Genomic DNA, 14418 nt, shown 5'->3' on the forward strand with positions numbered 1-14418 from the left:
GTCCGAGCCGCTTCACGCGTCAGTCGAAGCCCACCCTCCAAGCGTTCACATTTGCTTGCGGTCCGTGTAAGACCCGCGGCACCGATCAGCCCTAACGAACGGAAGTGCACATCATGACCGCCATCATCGACATCATCGGCCGCGAAATTCTCGATAGCCGTGGCAATCCCACCGTCGAGGTCGACGTCGTGCTGGAAGATGGCGCGCTTGGCCGTGCTGCCGTGCCGTCCGGCGCCTCCACCGGCGCCCATGAGGCGGTGGAACTACGCGACGGTGACAAGACTCGCTATCTCGGCAAGGGCGTCACCAAGGCGGTCGGCGCCGTCAACGGCGAAATCTTCGAGGCCCTGAGCGGCCTCGATGTCGAGCAGCAGGCCCAGCTCGACCAGATCATGATCGACCTCGACGGTACGCCGAACAAGAGCCGGCTGGGCGCCAACGCCATCCTCGGCGTGTCGCTCGCCTGCGCCAAGGCGGCCGCGAACTCGCTCGACATGCCGCTCTATCGTTACGTTGGCGGCACCTCGGCGCGGCTGCTGCCGGTGCCGATGATGAACATCATCAATGGCGGCATGCACGCCGACAATCCGATCGACTTCCAGGAGTTCATGATCCTACCGGTTGGCGCGTCCTCCTTTGCCGAGGGCTTGCGCTATGGCGCGGAGGTCTTCCACACCCTGAAGTCCGAATTGAAGAAGGCCGGCCACAACACCAATGTCGGCGATGAGGGCGGCTTTGCCCCGAACCTGCCGTCGGCGGACGCCGCGCTCGAATTCGTCATGAACGCGATCGGCAAGGCCGGCTACAAGGCGGGCTCCGACATCGTCATTGGCCTCGACTGCGCCTCGACCGAGTTCTTCAAGGACGGCAAATACGTCTACGAGGGCGAGGGCAAGACCCGCTCGATCTCCGAGCAGGCCAAGTACCTTGCTGATCTCGTCTCGCGCTATCCGATCGTGACCATCGAGGACGGCATGTCGGAAGACGACATGGACGGCTGGAAGGAGCTGACCGACCTCGTCGGCAAGAAGTGCCAGCTCGTCGGTGACGATCTCTTCGTCACCAACGTCAAGCGCCTCGCCGAAGGCATCAAGGCCGGACGGGCCAATTCGATCCTGATCAAGGTCAACCAGATCGGCACGCTGACCGAGACGCTCGCCGCCGTCGAGATGGCGCACAAGGCCGGCTACACCTCGGTGATGTCGCACCGCTCCGGCGAGACCGAGGATTCTACCATCGCCGACCTCGCGGTCGCCACCAATTGCGGTCAGATCAAGACCGGCTCCCTTGCGCGCTCCGATCGCACCGCCAAATACAACCAGCTCCTGCGCATCGAGCAGCAGCTCGGCAAGCAGGCGCTCTACGGCGGCAAGGCGGCACTGAAGGCGCTGGCATAAGCCAGCGGTCGGACAAGAACAGGGGAGGATCGACATGAGCGACGGCAAGAACGGCCTGCAACTGCGTTCGCTGATCAAGAAGAGCGGTGAGCTCGAAATCTCGCTGCTCGACGTGCCGACCCCCGAACCCGCCGCGGACGAGGTTGTCGTCCGCGTCGAGGCCGCGCCGATCAACCCGTCCGACCTCGGGCTCTTGATCGGCGCGGCCGACATGAGCACGGCAAAGGCTTCGGGCACCAAAGAAGCTCCCGTCATCACCGCGAAAGTGCCGGAAGGCGCGATGCGGGCGATGGCAGGCCGGCTCGACGAATCCATGCCGGTCGGTAACGAAGGCGCGGGAGTCGTGATCAGGACCGGCTCCTCGGATGCCGCGAAGGCGCTGATGGGCAAGACCGTCGCCATGATCGGCGGCGCGATGTACACGCAGTATCGCACGTTGAAAGTGCGCGAGTGCCTGCCGTTGCCGGAAGGCACCACGCCGGCCGAAGGAGCCTCCTGCTTCGTCAATCCGCTGACCGCGCTCGGCATGACCGAGACCATGCGGCGCGAGGGTCACAAGGCGCTGGTGCACACTGCGGCCGCATCCAATCTCGGGCAGATGCTGAACAAGATCTGCATCAAGGACGGCATCCCGCTGGTCAACATTGTGCGCAGCAAGGAGCAGGCCGACATCCTGCACAAGATCGGCGCCAAATATGTCGTCGATTCCACCGCACCGAGCTTCCTCGGCGATCTCACCAATGCGCTGGTCGAGACCGGCGCCACCATCGCCTTCGACGCCATCGGCGGCGGGAAGCTCGCCGGCGACATCCTCAACTGCATGGAAGTCGCGATCAACAAGACCGCGAAGGAATACAGCCGCTACGGCTCCAACGTGCACAAGCAGGTCTATGTCTATGGCGCGCTCGATGTCCGCCCGATTGAGCTGCCGCGCGGCTTCGGCATGGCTTGGGGCGTCGGCGGCTGGCTGCTGTTTCCGTTCCTGATGAAGATCGGGCAGGCGGACGGGGCCAGGCTGCGCCAGCGCGTCGTCGACGAACTGAAGACCACGTTTGCCAGCCACTACACCAAGGTGGTGTCGCTTTCCGAGGCGCTCGATCCCGCCAACATCGCGGTGTACGCCAAACGCGCCACTGGCGAAAAATTCCTCATCAACCCGAACAAATAATCGGGACGTGCGATGGCACGTCACCGAAAGAAGGTCTTGCCTTCTGAGCGAAGCCGGGGATTATTCCGCCGCCATTTGCACGCGGGAAAACCGCGGGGCGCTCAGAAGGGGACCTCATGACCGATCTTAATCGCCGCCATTTGCTTGCAGGCGCCGCCACCTTCGGTGCGGCTGCCGTGACCGGCTTTGGGCCGACCGCCGCCAATGCCTCAGTACCGCAAGCCGGCACGCAGGCGCCGGGCTTCTACCGCTACAAGGTCGGCAGCTACGAGTGCACCTCCATCAATGACGGTGCGCGCACTTTCCCGATGCCGGACAAGTTCGTCGTCAACGCGCCGAAGGAGGAAGCGCTGGCCGCTGGCGAGGCGGCCTACATGCCGAAGGGCATGGTCACGGTGCCGTTCAACCCGCAGCTCATCAACACCGGCTCCAAGCTCGTGCTGATCGATACCGGCAACGGTGTCGCCAATCTCGAGCCCAGCAAGGGCGCGGTCGGCCGCACGCTGCAGAACCTCCAGGCCGCCGGTGTCGACCCCAAGAGCATCGACGTCGTGCTGCTCTCGCATCTGCATCCCGACCACACCAACGGCATTCGTCTCGCCGACGGCGCGCTTGCCTTCCCCAATGCGGAGATCATGGTGCCAGGCAAGGACTGGGAGTTCTGGACCAGCGAGGACAACGCCGCCAAGGCCGAGTCCAACGCGATGATGAAGAACTACTTCGCCAACGTGAAGAAGACCTTTGCCGGCCTCGAATCCAAGGTGACGAAGTACGAGTGGGGCAAGGAGGTCGCACCGGGCATCACCTCGATCGCGACGCCCGGTCACACCCCGGGGCACACCTCGTTCGCGGTCGCCTCTGGCGATGCCAAGGTGCTGATCCAGTCCGACGTCACCAACATCCCGGAGTTCTTCCTGCGCAATCCGGACTGGCATGTGGTGTTCGACACCGATGCAGCGCTGGCGCAGGAAACCCGCCACAAATTCTACGACATGGCGGCGGCCGAGAAGGCGACCGTGATCGGCTTCCACTTCACCTTCCCCTCGGTCGGCCATGTCGAGAAGGACGGCGCCAAATATCGCCTGATCCCGTCGGCGTGGAATCCGACGATCTGAGCCGATTTGCAGATTTGTACCAGGGATCGGGCCGCCACTTGGCGGCCTGATTGTTTGGGCAACCGTTCAGAAACCCAGCGTTTCCAAATCCGACCGGTCCATGCACTTGCATCTATCGGTCGAGATCGCTTAAGTGCCGACCCGGCACTCCCGCTGAAGATTTCGAGGACACTCCATGGCCTACAATATCGCCACGATCGCCGGCAGCCTGCGTAAGGACAGCTTTTCGCTCAAGATCGCCAATGCGCTCGCCAAGCTCGCGCCGGCCTCGCTCAAGCTCGAGGTCATCACGCCGGCCGGCATCTCGTTCTTCAACCAGGACCTCGAGGGAGCGCCGCCGGCGGATTGGCTGTCTTTCCGCGAAAAAATCCAGAAATCGGACGGCGTCATCTTCGTCACGCCGGAATACAATCGCGCGATCCCGGGGGTGCTGAAGAACGCCATCGACGTCGCCTCGCGGCCCTATGGCAAGAGCTCGTTCAACGATAAGCCGGTCGGCATCATCGCGAACTCGCCGGGCCCGCTCGGCGGCGTCAGTGCCGCCAAGACGCTCCAGAACATCCTGCCGGGCATTTCCGGCCCGATCATGCAGCAGCCGGAGGCCTATCTGAACGGGGTGGGCGACGCGTTCGATGCCGACGGCAACCTGACCAAGGAGTCCCTGAAGCCGGTGCTCCAGGCCTATATCGACGCGTTTGCGGTGCACGTCGCGAAGCATCACGGCTGAGGCCGCGAACCCCGGGTCTCCGTCATGGCCGGGCAAAAGCGCGAAGCGCGTCTTCGCGCTAGATGTCCCGGCCATCCACGTCTTTGCCAAATTGACGAAGAACGTGGATGCCCGACACAAGGCCGGGCATGACGGCTGAGCCAGGCATTGGAACGCCAAGCGGGCGGGCAATTAGCACGCCCTTAACCAACCTGTCCCATCTTCCCAGGATGGTCTCCCGCGCGCGCCTGAAATCGATCCTGACCGGTCTTGCCCTCTATGCGATGGCGGCCGCCATCGTCGGCTATTTCGGCGTCAACGCCTATACCGGCAAATACGGCCTCAACGCCCGCCAGGAGCTCGACCAGGAGATCGTGGCGCTGACCAGCGAACTCGCGCAGCTCAAGCGCGAGCGCGCCAGGAGCGAGCAGCGCGTTTCGCTGCTGCGCTCCGCGAAGATCGACCCCGACATGCTGGACGAGCGGGCGCGCTTCCAGCTCGACTACGTCAATCCGCGCGATCTCGTCCGGACGATCCCGGCGAACTGACACGCGAGCGGCACAAGCGCCATTTGCGGGGTTTGCGGTCTGCCGCTGACTCCATCGAGCCAGCGCGATTGCGATATGCAAGCAGCCCGTTGCTTCCTGCGGCTGACGTGAGCGGATCTGCGATCGGTATTCCACACACGATGTGGGAGTCGGGGAGCTAAATGTTGCCCGATCCGCGTCAAAGATTTTGCAATATTACGATCGCGTTGCAGTGCGGCATAATGAATGGCGTGCCATGCCGCCGCGGTGCTTTCCAAGGGCGTTTGACTTGGGTTAGACAGGGCTGAAGTTTTCTCTGACCCGGAATTCCCATGGCCGCACCCAAGAAAGCCGCCGCAAGTACTGCACAGGACAAGACCGACGGCGGTTCGCCCCCGGAATTCACCAGAGAGCAGGAGCTCAAGGCGCTCCGCGACATGCTCCTGATCCGGCGGTTCGAGGAAAAGGCCGGCCAGCTCTACGGCATGGGCGCGATCGGCGGCTTCTGCCACCTTTATATCGGCCAGGAGGCCGTGGTGGTCGGGATGCAGATGGCCCTGAAGCCGGGCGATCAGGTCATCACCGGCTATCGCGATCACGGCCATATGCTCGCCACCGGCATGGAGGCCAAAGGCGTCATGGCCGAGCTCACCGGCCGTCGCGGCGGCTATTCCAAGGGCAAGGGCGGCTCCATGCATATGTTCAGCAAGGAGAAGCACTTTTACGGCGGCCACGGCATCGTCGGCGCACAGGTCTCGCTCGGCACCGGGCTCGCTTTCGCCAATCACTATCGCGACAACGACAATGTCAGCGTCACCTATTTCGGCGACGGCGCGGCCAACCAGGGCCAGGTCTATGAGAGCTTCAACATGGCGGAGCTCTGGAAGCTGCCGGTGATCTACGTCATCGAGAACAACCGCTACGCCATGGGCACTTCGGTCTCGCGCGCCTCGGCGCAGCAGGATTTCTCCAAGCGCGGCGCCTCCTTCAACATTCCCGGCCGGCAGGTCGACGGCATGGACGTCCGCGCCGTGAAGGCCGCCGGCGACGAGGCGACGGCCTGGTGCCGCGCCGGCAAGGGACCCTTCATCCTGGAGATGCAGACCTACCGTTATCGCGGCCACTCGATGTCCGATCCCGCAAAGTACAGAACGCGCGAGGAGGTCGAAAAAGTCCGCCACGACCAGGATCCGATCGAGCAGGTGCGCAACCGCCTGTTGGCCGCCAAGGTCAGCGAGCAGGATCTGAAGGCGATCGACGCCGAGGTGCGCGACATCGTCAACGCGTCCGCCGATTTCGCCCAGCATGATCCCGAGCCGGATGCCGCCGAGCTCTGGACCGATATTTACCGCTGAACGCGCGCAAGCTTTCTTTTGGAGCCGATATGCCAATTCAAGTGCTGATGCCCGCGTTGTCGCCCACGATGGAGAAGGGCAACCTCTCCAAATGGCTGAAAAAAGAGGGTGAGACGATCAAGTCCGGCGACGTCATCGCCGAGATCGAGACCGACAAGGCGACCATGGAGGTCGAGGCGACCGATGAAGGTACGCTCGGCAAGATCCTGATCCCCGAGGGCACCGCCGACGTGGCCGTGAACACACCGATCGCGACAATTCTGGCCGATGGCGAAAGTGCCGCCGATCTCGCCAAGGCGCCCGCGCCTGCCCAGCAGCAGAAGGCTGCCGAATCCGTAGCCCCTGCCGCCGCGAAGACCGAGGCTCCAGCTCCCAAGGCTGCGCCGGCGCCGCAGGCCGTCGCAGAACCCGACCCGGAAGTGCCCGCCGGCACCGAGATGGTGACGCAGACCATCCGCGAAGCCCTGCGCGATGCTATGGCCGAGGAGATGCGCCGCGACGCCGACGTCTTCGTGATGGGCGAAGAGGTTGCCGAATACCAAGGCGCCTACAAGGTGACGCAAGGGCTGCTTCAGGAATTCGGCGCCAAGCGCGTCATCGACACGCCAATCACGGAGCACGGCTTTGCCGGCATCGGCGTCGGCGCCGCGATGACCGGGTTGAAGCCGATTGTCGAGTTCATGACCTTCAACTTCGCTATGCAGGCGATCGACCAGATCATCAACTCCGCGGCCAAGACGCTCTATATGTCCGGCGGCCAGATGGGCTGCTCCATCGTATTCCGCGGGCCCAACGGCGCCGCTTCCCGCGTGGCCGCCCAGCACAGCCAGGATTATTCGTCCTGGTATTCGAACGTCCCCGGCCTCAAGGTCGTCGCGCCGTTCTCGGCCGCTGATTACAAGGGCCTGCTCAAGGCTGCGATCCGCGATCCCAATCCGGTGATCTTCCTCGAGAACGAAATGCTCTACGGCCACACTGGCGAGGTGCCGAAGCTCGACGATTTCGTGATTCCGATCGGCAAGGCGCGCATCGTGCGCTCCGGCAGCCATGTCACGATCATCTCGTGGTCGAACGGCATGAGCTACGCGCTGAAGGCCGCCGACGAACTCGCCAAGGACGGCATCGAGGCCGAAGTGATCGACCTGCGCACGCTGCGTCCGATGGACACCGACACCATCGTCAACTCCGTCAAGAAGACGGGACGTGCCGTCACGGTGGAAGAGGGCTGGGCCCAGAGCGGTGTCGGCGCCGAGATCGCCGCGCGGATCATGGAGCATGCCTTCGACTATCTGGATGCGCCTGTAACCCGGGTCTCCGGCAAGGACGTGCCGATGCCGTATGCCGCGAACCTGGAAAAGCTCGCGCTGCCTTCGGCTGCCGAAGTGGTCGAGGCCGCCAAAGCCGTCTGCTACAGGTAGACCATGGCGGGTCCGAAGGAGCAGCCATTGCCACCCGACGTCCTCGTCCGCGATGATGCGGTCGAGATCCTGCGCGTGTTCGTGCTGGACGGCGGGCTGTCGATGGCGTTCCAGCGGGCCTTCGACGAGCCCGACATGTGGGGCCTGCTGCTCGTCGATCTCGCCCGTCACGCCGCGCGCGCCTATGCGCGCGAGAGCGAATACACCGAGGAGGACGCGCTGAACCGGATCATCGAGATGTTCCAGGCCGAGATCGAGCGTCCCACCGACACCGGCACCACGACGCCGCGCGGGAAGGGGCACTGACCGTGGCGATCGAAGCCTATCATTTCGATTTCATGCTGGAGGCGATCCGCGAGGCGGAAGCCTCGATCGCGCAAGGCGGCCTGCCGATCGGCGCCGTGCTGACCCGCGACAACAAGGTCATTGCCCGCGGCCACAACAACCGCGTGCAGGAAAACAACCCGATCCTGCACGGCGAGATGAGTTGCCTGCGCGAGGCGGGTGCGATTTCGTTCCACGATACCGTCATGTACACCACGCTGTCGCCATGCGCGATGTGTGCCGGTGCGCTCGCACTGTTCAAGGTGAAGCTCGTGGTGATTGGAGAGTCCGTCACCTTCGAGGGCTCCAAGGACATTCTCGACAAGTTCGGCATCTCCTGGATCGACCTTGCCGACGACCGCTCCATCACCATGATGAAGAATTGGCGTTCCATCCCTGCCAATGAGCGCCTGTGGCAGGGCGATATCGGCAACTAACCTGGTCTGTTCGTCTTCGGTCCGGAGACGGATTTTTGCAAAGTTCTTCTTGAGGTCAGCATGCCCATCAACATCCTGATGCCCGCTCTTTCGCCGACGATGGAGAAGGGCAACCTCGCCAAGTGGCTGAAGAAGGAAGGCGACAAGGTCAAATCCGGCGACATCATCGCCGAGATCGAGACCGACAAGGCGACCATGGAGGTCGAGGCCATCGACGAGGGCACGATCGCCAGGATTCTCGTGCCAGAGGGCACGCAGGACGTGCCTGTCAACGACGTGATCGCGGTGCTGGCCGGCGAGGGCGAGGACGTGAAAGCGGCAGGTGCCGCCAAGCCCAGTGCCTCCGCCGCGCCTCCGAAAGCTGCTGAAGCCCCTGCTGCTGCATCGGCTCCTGCGCCTGCTGCGCCCAAAGCGGCGCCGGTGCCCGCCGCAGCACCTGCACCGCAGGCCGCAGCACCGGCTGCGCAGAGCAACGGCCATGCCGGCCGCGTGTTCTCCTCGCCGCTGGCGCGCCGGCTCGCCAAGGAAGCCGGCGTCGATGTTGCGATGGTGACTGGCACCGGCCCGCATGGCCGCGTGGTGGCACGCGACGTCGAGCAGGCCAAGTCCGGCATTGGCCTGAAGGCTCCCGCGGCGACGCCGTCAGGCGCACCCTCGACCGCGCCGACCATGTCGGACAAGCAGATCCTGGCGCTGTTCGAACCCGGCTCCTACGAGGTCGTCCCGCATGACGGCATGCGCCGCACGATTGCGCAGCGTCTGACCGCGTCGATCCAGAACGTCCCGCACTTCTATCTCACGATCGACTGCGACATCGGCAAGCTGCTCGCCGCGCGCGAGGAGATCAATACGGCTGCTCCCAAGGACAAGGAGAAGAAGCCGCTCTACAAGATCTCGGTCAACGACTTCGTCATCAAGGCGATGGCGGTCGCGCTGCAGAAGATCCCGAATTGCAATGTGAGCTGGACCGAATCCGGCATGGTCAAGCACCACCATTCGGACGTCGGTGTTGCGGTGGCAATGCCCGGCGGCCTGATCACGCCGATTATCCGCAAGGCGGAGACCAAGACGCTGTCGACCATCTCCAACGAGATGAAGGATTTTGCGACACGCGCCCGCTCGCGCAAGCTGAAGCCCGAAGAATATCAGGGCGGCACGACGGCCGTCTCGAATCTCGGCATGTTCGGCATTAGCCACTTCACCGCCGTGATCAATCCGCCGCATGCCACCATCCTCGCAGTCGGCACCAGCGAGGAGCGGCCTGTGGTCCGTGGCGGCAAGATCGAGATCGCGAACATGATGAGCGTGACCCTGTCCTGCGATCACCGCGCCATCGACGGCGCGCTCGGCGCGGAACTGATCGGCGCCTTCAAGCAGCTGATCGAAAATCCCGTCATGATGATGGTCTGACGCGCGGTAGAGGGGGCACCGTTGCATGTCCGTACCCGCTGGCCATGGATGTCGCTGCTGCTTGGAGCAGTCGTCGCGCTCAACCCGATTGGGCTCGATCTTCTTTACTCCGCGTTCTTTGCCGGTGAACAACTGGCACGGAACATCGCCCAGCCGGTCGTGCTGATTGCCTTGGCCGTAATGGCTTTGGCGACGATGCTCGAATGGCTGGTGAGGTCTTTTCTGATCAAGCGCCGCGCCCGCGGCGCCTCTTGAGTTGAATGGGAGCCGCCATGGCCGAGACATCCTTCGACATCATCATCATCGGCTCCGGTCCGGGCGGCTATGTCACCGCAATCCGCGCCGCCCAGCTCGGCTTCAAGGTCGCGATCGTCGAGAAATCCTATCTCGGCGGCATCTGCCTGAACTGGGGCTGCATCCCGACCAAGGCGCTGCTGCGCTCGGCCGAGATCTACCACTACATGCAGCACGCCAAGGATTACGGCCTGTCGGCCGACAACGTCTCGTTCGACCCGAAGGCGGTGGTGCAGCGCTCGCGCGGTGTCTCGAAGCGGCTGAACGATGGCGTTGGCTTCCTGATGAAGAAGAACAAGGTCAGCGTGATCTGGGGCGCGGCCTCGATCGATGCGCCCGGCAAAGTCACCGTGAAGAAGTCGGACGTCGAGGGCCCCAAGGGTGCGCTGGGCGAGGGGACGTATCAGGCCAAGCACATCATCATCGCGACCGGCGCGCGGCCGCGGGTGCTGCCGGGCCTCGAACCCGACAAGAAGCTGATCTGGACTTATTTCGAGGCGATGGTGCCGGAGCGGATGCCGAAATCGCTGCTGGTCGTCGGCTCCGGCGCGATCGGCATCGAGTTCGCCTCCTTCTTCCACACCATGGGCTCGGACGTCACCGTGGTCGAAGTGCTGCCGCAGATCCTGCCGGTGGAGGACGCCGAGATCGCCGGCCTGGCCCGCAAGCGTTTCGAGAAGCAGGGCATCAAGATCCTGTCCTCGACCAAGGTGACCAAGCTCGAGAAGAAGGCCGACAGCGTCGTCGCTACCATTGACGACGGCAAGGGCAAGCCTGTGACGACCGAGTTCGAGCGTGTGATCTCGGCGGTCGGCGTCGTCGGCAACATCGAGAACCTTGGACTCGAGAAGCTCGGCGTGAAAACGGATCGCGGCGTCATCGTGATCGACGGCTACGGCAAGACCAACATCCCCGGCATCTATGCCATCGGCGATGTCGCGGGGCCGCCGATGCTGGCTCACAAGGCCGAACATGAAGGCGTGATCTGCGTCGAGGCGATCAAGGGCCTGCATCCGCACGCCATGGACAAGAACCTGATCCCGGGCTGCACCTATTGTCAGCCGCAGGTGGCCTCCGTCGGCCTCACCGAAGCCAAGGCCAAGGAGAACGGCCGCGAGATCCGCGTCGGCCGCTTCCCCTTCGTCGGCAACGGCAAGGCCATCGCGCTCGGCGAGGACCAGGGCTTGGTCAAGGTGATCTTCGACAAGAAGACCGGCCAGCTGCTTGGCGCCCACATGATCGGCGCGGAGGTCACCGAGCTGATCCAGGGCTACGTCGTCTCCATGAACCTTGAGACCACGGAAGAGGAGCTGATGCACACGGTGTTCCCGCATCCGACCCTGTCGGAGATGATGAAGGAAGCCGTGCTGGATGCGTATGGACGGGTGCTGAATATTTGACGGGCGCGCATCGCCGCCCACCACCGTCATTGCGAGCGAAGCGAAGCAATCCAGACTGCCTCCGCGGAAAGACTCTGGATTGCTCCGCTGCGCTCGCAATGACGAGCGGAGGGATCTGTTTGCAAAACAAGAAGGAAATCACCCCATGCAAGACAACGACAACCTCACCATCGAACGCCCGACCTTCGTCACCCATCTCGAATGCGCGATGGAGGGCGATCATTACGCCGCCGACCGGGTCCACAACCTCTCTAAGGCCGGCAAGCCGCTGCTGGTGCGCTACGACCTTGCCGGTGTGAAGACGGCGCTGACGAAAGACGCGCTCGCCCAGCGCCCCGCCGACATGTGGCGCTACCGCGAGCTTTTGCCGGTGCGTAAATGTCGGGATATCGTCTCGCTCGGCGAGGTCACGACGCCGCTGATCCGGCTGCCCAAGCTCAGTGCAAAACTCGGCGGCGGCGAGATCATCGTCAAGGACGAGGGGCGCTTGCCGACCGGCTCGTTCAAGGCGCGCGGCCTCGTGATGGCGGTGTCGATGGGCAAGGCGCTCGGCATCAAGCATATGGCGATGCCGACCAACGGCAATGCCGGCGCGGCGCTCGCGGCTTATGCGACCTCCTGCGGCATCAAGACCACGATCTTCTGCCCGGCCGATACGCCGGAGGTGAACGTCAGCGAGATCGAGCTGCAGGGCGCCACCGTCTACCGCGTCAACGGCTATATCGACGATTGCGGCAAGATCGTCGGCGAGGGCAAGGCGAAAGTCGGCTGGTTCGACACCTCGACCTTGAAGGAGCCGTACCGCATCGAAGGCAAGAAGACGATGGGGCTCGAACTCGCCGAGCAGCTCGGCTGGGACGTGCCCGACGTGATCTTCTATCCGACCGGCGGCGGCACCGGCTTGATCGGCATGTGGAAGGCGTTCGACGAACTAGAGAAGATCGGCTTCATCGGCAGCAAGCGCCCGCGCATGGTCGCGGTGCAAGCCTCCGGCTGCGCGCCCATGGTGCGCGCCTATGAGGCCGGCACCGAGCATGCGACGCGCTGGGAGGACGCTCACACCATCGCGTCAGGCATTCGCGTGCCGCAGGCGATCGGCGACTTTCTCATTTTGCGCGCGGTGCGGCAGAGCAACGGTTTTGCCATTGCCGTCGACGACGATAAGATCTCATCGGCGCTCAGCGAGGTCGCGCGCGAGGAGGGGCTGTTGCTCTGCCCCGAAGGTGCTGCCACCTACGCCGCCTACAAGGACAGCCTCGCCGACGGCCGCGTCAGCAAGTCCGACCGCGTGATGCTGTTCAACTGCGCCACCGGCCTGAAATACCCGCTGCCGCCGGTCACCCGCACGCTCGATCGCCACAAGCCGATCGACTATTCGCAGTTCTAGCGCGGCATTTCGTCCCTTCAGGAACGATCCCTCTTCCCGTACGCGGGAAGAGACTAAAACAACAATGACATTGCTGGGAGAAGACAATGAAGGCCGCCTGGGCTGCGCTGATTGCTATTCTCGCTGTTGCAGGCGCCGCGCGCGCCGACGACTATCCCTCGCGTCCCATCACCATCATCGTTCCCTTCGCCGCCGGCGGTCCGTCGGATGCGATGGCGCGAGTGCTTGCCGAGCGGATGCGGACATCGCTTGGGCAGCCGCTGGTGATCGAGAACGTCACCGGCGCGGGCGGCTCGATCGGCGTCGGCCGCGCCGTGCATTCGGCCCCCGACGGCTACACGATCTCGTTCGGCCATCTCGGCACCCACGTTGCCAACGGCGCCGTCTACAAGCTCAATTACGACCTGGTCGCGGACCTGGAGCCGGTGGTGCTGCTGCCGAGCAATCCGATGATCGTCGTCAGCAAGAACGCGGTGCCCGCGACCTCGCTGAAGGAGCTGCTGGACTGGCTGAAGTCGCGACCGTCGCCGCCGACCGCCGGCACCGCCGGCGCGGGCTCGGGTAGCCACATCGCCGGGGTCTATTTCGAGAGCGTCAGCGGCATCAAGCTGCAATACGTACCGTATCGCGGCACCGCGCCCGCCCTGAACGATCTCATTGCCGGCCAGATCGACATCATCGTCGACCAGACCTCGAACTCCATCAACCAGGTCCGCGCCGGCACCATTCGCGCCTACGCCATCACCGATGACAGGCGCCTGTCGTCGGCGCCCGACATCCCGACGGCGGAGGAGGCGGGCCTGAAGGGCTTCAACATGACGCTCTGGTCCGGCATGTGGGTGCCGAAGGGCACGCCAAAGGCGATCGTCGCCAAGCTCAATGCCGCTGCCGTGGAAGCGCTGAACGATCCCGGCGTGAAGAAGCAGCTCGAAAGTCAGGGGCTTGAGATGACACCCCAGGATCAGCTCACGCCCGAGGCCCTGGGCGCCCGCCAGAAGGCGGAGATCGCGAAGTGGTGGCCAATGATCAAGGCGGCGAACATCAAGGTGGAGTGAGCGCCGTGTCGCCAGGGCTCGGCGCCAGCGTATCACGTCTCGGTTTGATCGGAGCCGGACAGGGCCATCCGCAGACATTCAAGCAGAGCGGGCGTGGAGAACGGCTTCGCCAGAAAGCAGATAGCGCCCGCTTTCAGCGCGCGGTCGCGCACGGCATCGTCGGGAAAAGCCGTCATGAAAATGAAGGGCGTGTGGTGACCAAGGCTGCGCATGTGCGTCAAGAGCTCAAGGCCGCCCATCAACGACATCTGCACATCCGCGATCACGCAGGACGTCGTCTTCAGTTCGGCCGATTGAAGAAATTCGTCAGCGGAGCGAAATATGTTGACCGTGTATCCCCGCGACGTCAGCAGATTATTGGTCGCAAGGCGGACTGATCGATCATCGTCGATGACGGAAATGGCCGAGGGGATTGACAAGATGAT

General features: G+C 63.7%; 15 protein-coding genes. 14 read left to right on the plus strand and 1 reads right to left on the minus strand.

Annotation, left to right across the window (positions count from 1 at the left end; genetic code table 11):
- Window positions 1–113: 113 nt before the first annotated feature.
- The 14 genes from eno to IVB07_RS18485 all read left to right on the plus strand — a co-directional run bounded on the left by eno (window position 114) and on the right by IVB07_RS18485 (window position 13993).
- Window positions 114–1397, plus strand: a complete 1284-nt coding sequence (gene eno, locus IVB07_RS18420) for a phosphopyruvate hydratase (protein WP_018458064.1) — start codon at window positions 114–116, stop codon at window positions 1395–1397.
- A gap of 34 nt (window positions 1398–1431) precedes the next feature.
- Window positions 1432–2565: a zinc-binding dehydrogenase gene (locus tag IVB07_RS18425; RefSeq protein ID WP_018458063.1), complete on the plus strand. Its 1134-nt coding sequence runs from the start codon at window positions 1432–1434 to the stop codon at window positions 2563–2565.
- Between the two features lie 116 nt (window positions 2566–2681).
- Window positions 2682–3680, plus strand: coding sequence for an MBL fold metallo-hydrolase (locus tag IVB07_RS18430; protein WP_247336762.1), 999 nt, complete (start codon window positions 2682–2684; stop codon window positions 3678–3680).
- A 175-nt stretch (window positions 3681–3855) separates the two neighbouring features.
- On the plus strand, window positions 3856–4407 hold the full coding sequence (locus tag IVB07_RS18435) for an NADPH-dependent FMN reductase (RefSeq protein WP_018458061.1): 552 nt from the start codon (window positions 3856–3858) through the stop codon (window positions 4405–4407).
- A 209-nt stretch (window positions 4408–4616) separates the two neighbouring features.
- Window positions 4617–4934 carry a septum formation initiator family protein gene (locus IVB07_RS18440; protein ID WP_007590617.1) on the plus strand — a complete coding sequence of 106 codons (318 nt, stop codon included), beginning with the start codon at window positions 4617–4619 and terminating at the stop codon, window positions 4932–4934.
- 311 nt (window positions 4935–5245) lie between these two features.
- Window positions 5246–6268, plus strand: coding sequence for a pyruvate dehydrogenase (acetyl-transferring) E1 component subunit alpha (gene pdhA, locus IVB07_RS18445; RefSeq protein ID WP_018458060.1), 1023 nt, complete (start codon window positions 5246–5248; stop codon window positions 6266–6268).
- Window positions 6269–6297: 29 nt separating this feature from the next.
- Window positions 6298–7686 (plus strand): pyruvate dehydrogenase complex E1 component subunit beta, encoded by a 1389-nt coding sequence (locus IVB07_RS18450; RefSeq protein WP_026233491.1) that lies wholly within the window; start codon window positions 6298–6300, stop codon window positions 7684–7686.
- Window positions 7687–7689: 3 nt separating this feature from the next.
- Window positions 7690–7992, plus strand: coding sequence for a DUF5076 domain-containing protein (locus tag IVB07_RS18455; RefSeq protein WP_007590623.1), 303 nt, complete (start codon window positions 7690–7692; stop codon window positions 7990–7992).
- Window positions 7993–7994: 2 nt separating this feature from the next.
- Entirely contained in the window at window positions 7995–8447 is a 453-nt protein-coding gene (locus IVB07_RS18460; RefSeq protein WP_018458058.1) for a nucleoside deaminase, read from the plus strand.
- Window positions 8448–8507: 60 nt separating this feature from the next.
- Complete coding sequence (locus tag IVB07_RS18465; protein WP_018458057.1) at window positions 8508–9857, plus strand: pyruvate dehydrogenase complex dihydrolipoamide acetyltransferase; 1350 nt, start codon at window positions 8508–8510, stop codon at window positions 9855–9857.
- 48 nt (window positions 9858–9905) lie between these two features.
- Complete coding sequence (locus tag IVB07_RS18470; protein ID WP_018458056.1) at window positions 9906–10112, plus strand: hypothetical protein; 207 nt, start codon at window positions 9906–9908, stop codon at window positions 10110–10112.
- A gap of 17 nt (window positions 10113–10129) precedes the next feature.
- A complete protein-coding gene (gene lpdA / locus IVB07_RS18475; protein ID WP_018458055.1) occupies window positions 10130–11551 on the plus strand; it encodes a dihydrolipoyl dehydrogenase in 1422 nt (473 codons plus the stop codon).
- Between the two features lie 145 nt (window positions 11552–11696).
- Window positions 11697–12938, plus strand: a complete 1242-nt coding sequence (locus IVB07_RS18480; RefSeq protein ID WP_247362733.1) for a threonine synthase — start codon at window positions 11697–11699, stop codon at window positions 12936–12938.
- Window positions 12939–13024: 86 nt separating this feature from the next.
- On the plus strand, window positions 13025–13993 hold the full coding sequence (locus IVB07_RS18485) for a tripartite tricarboxylate transporter substrate binding protein BugD (RefSeq protein WP_018458053.1): 969 nt from the start codon (window positions 13025–13027) through the stop codon (window positions 13991–13993).
- Window positions 13994–14025: 32 nt separating this feature from the next.
- Here IVB07_RS18485 and IVB07_RS18490 read toward each other — a convergent pair whose 3' ends face one another.
- Window positions 14026–14412: a response regulator gene (locus IVB07_RS18490; RefSeq protein ID WP_018458052.1), complete on the minus strand. Its 387-nt coding sequence runs from the start codon at window positions 14410–14412 to the stop codon at window positions 14026–14028.
- Between the last annotated feature and the right edge of the window lie 6 nt (window positions 14413–14418).

It is taken from the genome of Bradyrhizobium sp. 172, from assembly GCF_023101065.1.
In the GTDB taxonomy this organism is placed as follows: Bacteria; Pseudomonadota; Alphaproteobacteria; order Rhizobiales; family Xanthobacteraceae; genus Bradyrhizobium; species Bradyrhizobium canariense_D.

What these genes read in the sequence shown, in the direction of transcription:
- eno (WP_018458064.1), top strand. Translation starts at nt 114, where the DNA reads ATGACCGCCATCATCGACATCATCGGCCGCGAAATTCTCGATAGCCGT.
- IVB07_RS18425 (WP_018458063.1), top strand. Translation starts at nt 1,432, where the DNA reads ATGAGCGACGGCAAGAACGGCCTGCAACTGCGTTCGCTGATCAAGAAG.
- IVB07_RS18430 (WP_247336762.1), top strand. Translation starts at nt 2,682, where the DNA reads ATGACCGATCTTAATCGCCGCCATTTGCTTGCAGGCGCCGCCACCTTC.
- IVB07_RS18435 (WP_018458061.1), top strand. Translation starts at nt 3,856, where the DNA reads ATGGCCTACAATATCGCCACGATCGCCGGCAGCCTGCGTAAGGACAGC.
- IVB07_RS18440 (WP_007590617.1), top strand. Translation starts at nt 4,617, where the DNA reads ATGGTCTCCCGCGCGCGCCTGAAATCGATCCTGACCGGTCTTGCCCTC.
- pdhA (WP_018458060.1), top strand. Translation starts at nt 5,246, where the DNA reads ATGGCCGCACCCAAGAAAGCCGCCGCAAGTACTGCACAGGACAAGACC.
- IVB07_RS18450 (WP_026233491.1), top strand. Translation starts at nt 6,298, where the DNA reads ATGCCAATTCAAGTGCTGATGCCCGCGTTGTCGCCCACGATGGAGAAG.
- IVB07_RS18455 (WP_007590623.1), top strand. Translation starts at nt 7,690, where the DNA reads ATGGCGGGTCCGAAGGAGCAGCCATTGCCACCCGACGTCCTCGTCCGC.
- IVB07_RS18465 (WP_018458057.1), top strand. Translation starts at nt 8,508, where the DNA reads ATGCCCATCAACATCCTGATGCCCGCTCTTTCGCCGACGATGGAGAAG.
- IVB07_RS18470 (WP_018458056.1), top strand. Translation starts at nt 9,906, where the DNA reads ATGTCGCTGCTGCTTGGAGCAGTCGTCGCGCTCAACCCGATTGGGCTC.
- lpdA (WP_018458055.1), top strand. Translation starts at nt 10,130, where the DNA reads ATGGCCGAGACATCCTTCGACATCATCATCATCGGCTCCGGTCCGGGC.
- IVB07_RS18480 (WP_247362733.1), top strand. Translation starts at nt 11,697, where the DNA reads ATGCAAGACAACGACAACCTCACCATCGAACGCCCGACCTTCGTCACC.
- IVB07_RS18485 (WP_018458053.1), top strand. Translation starts at nt 13,025, where the DNA reads ATGAAGGCCGCCTGGGCTGCGCTGATTGCTATTCTCGCTGTTGCAGGC.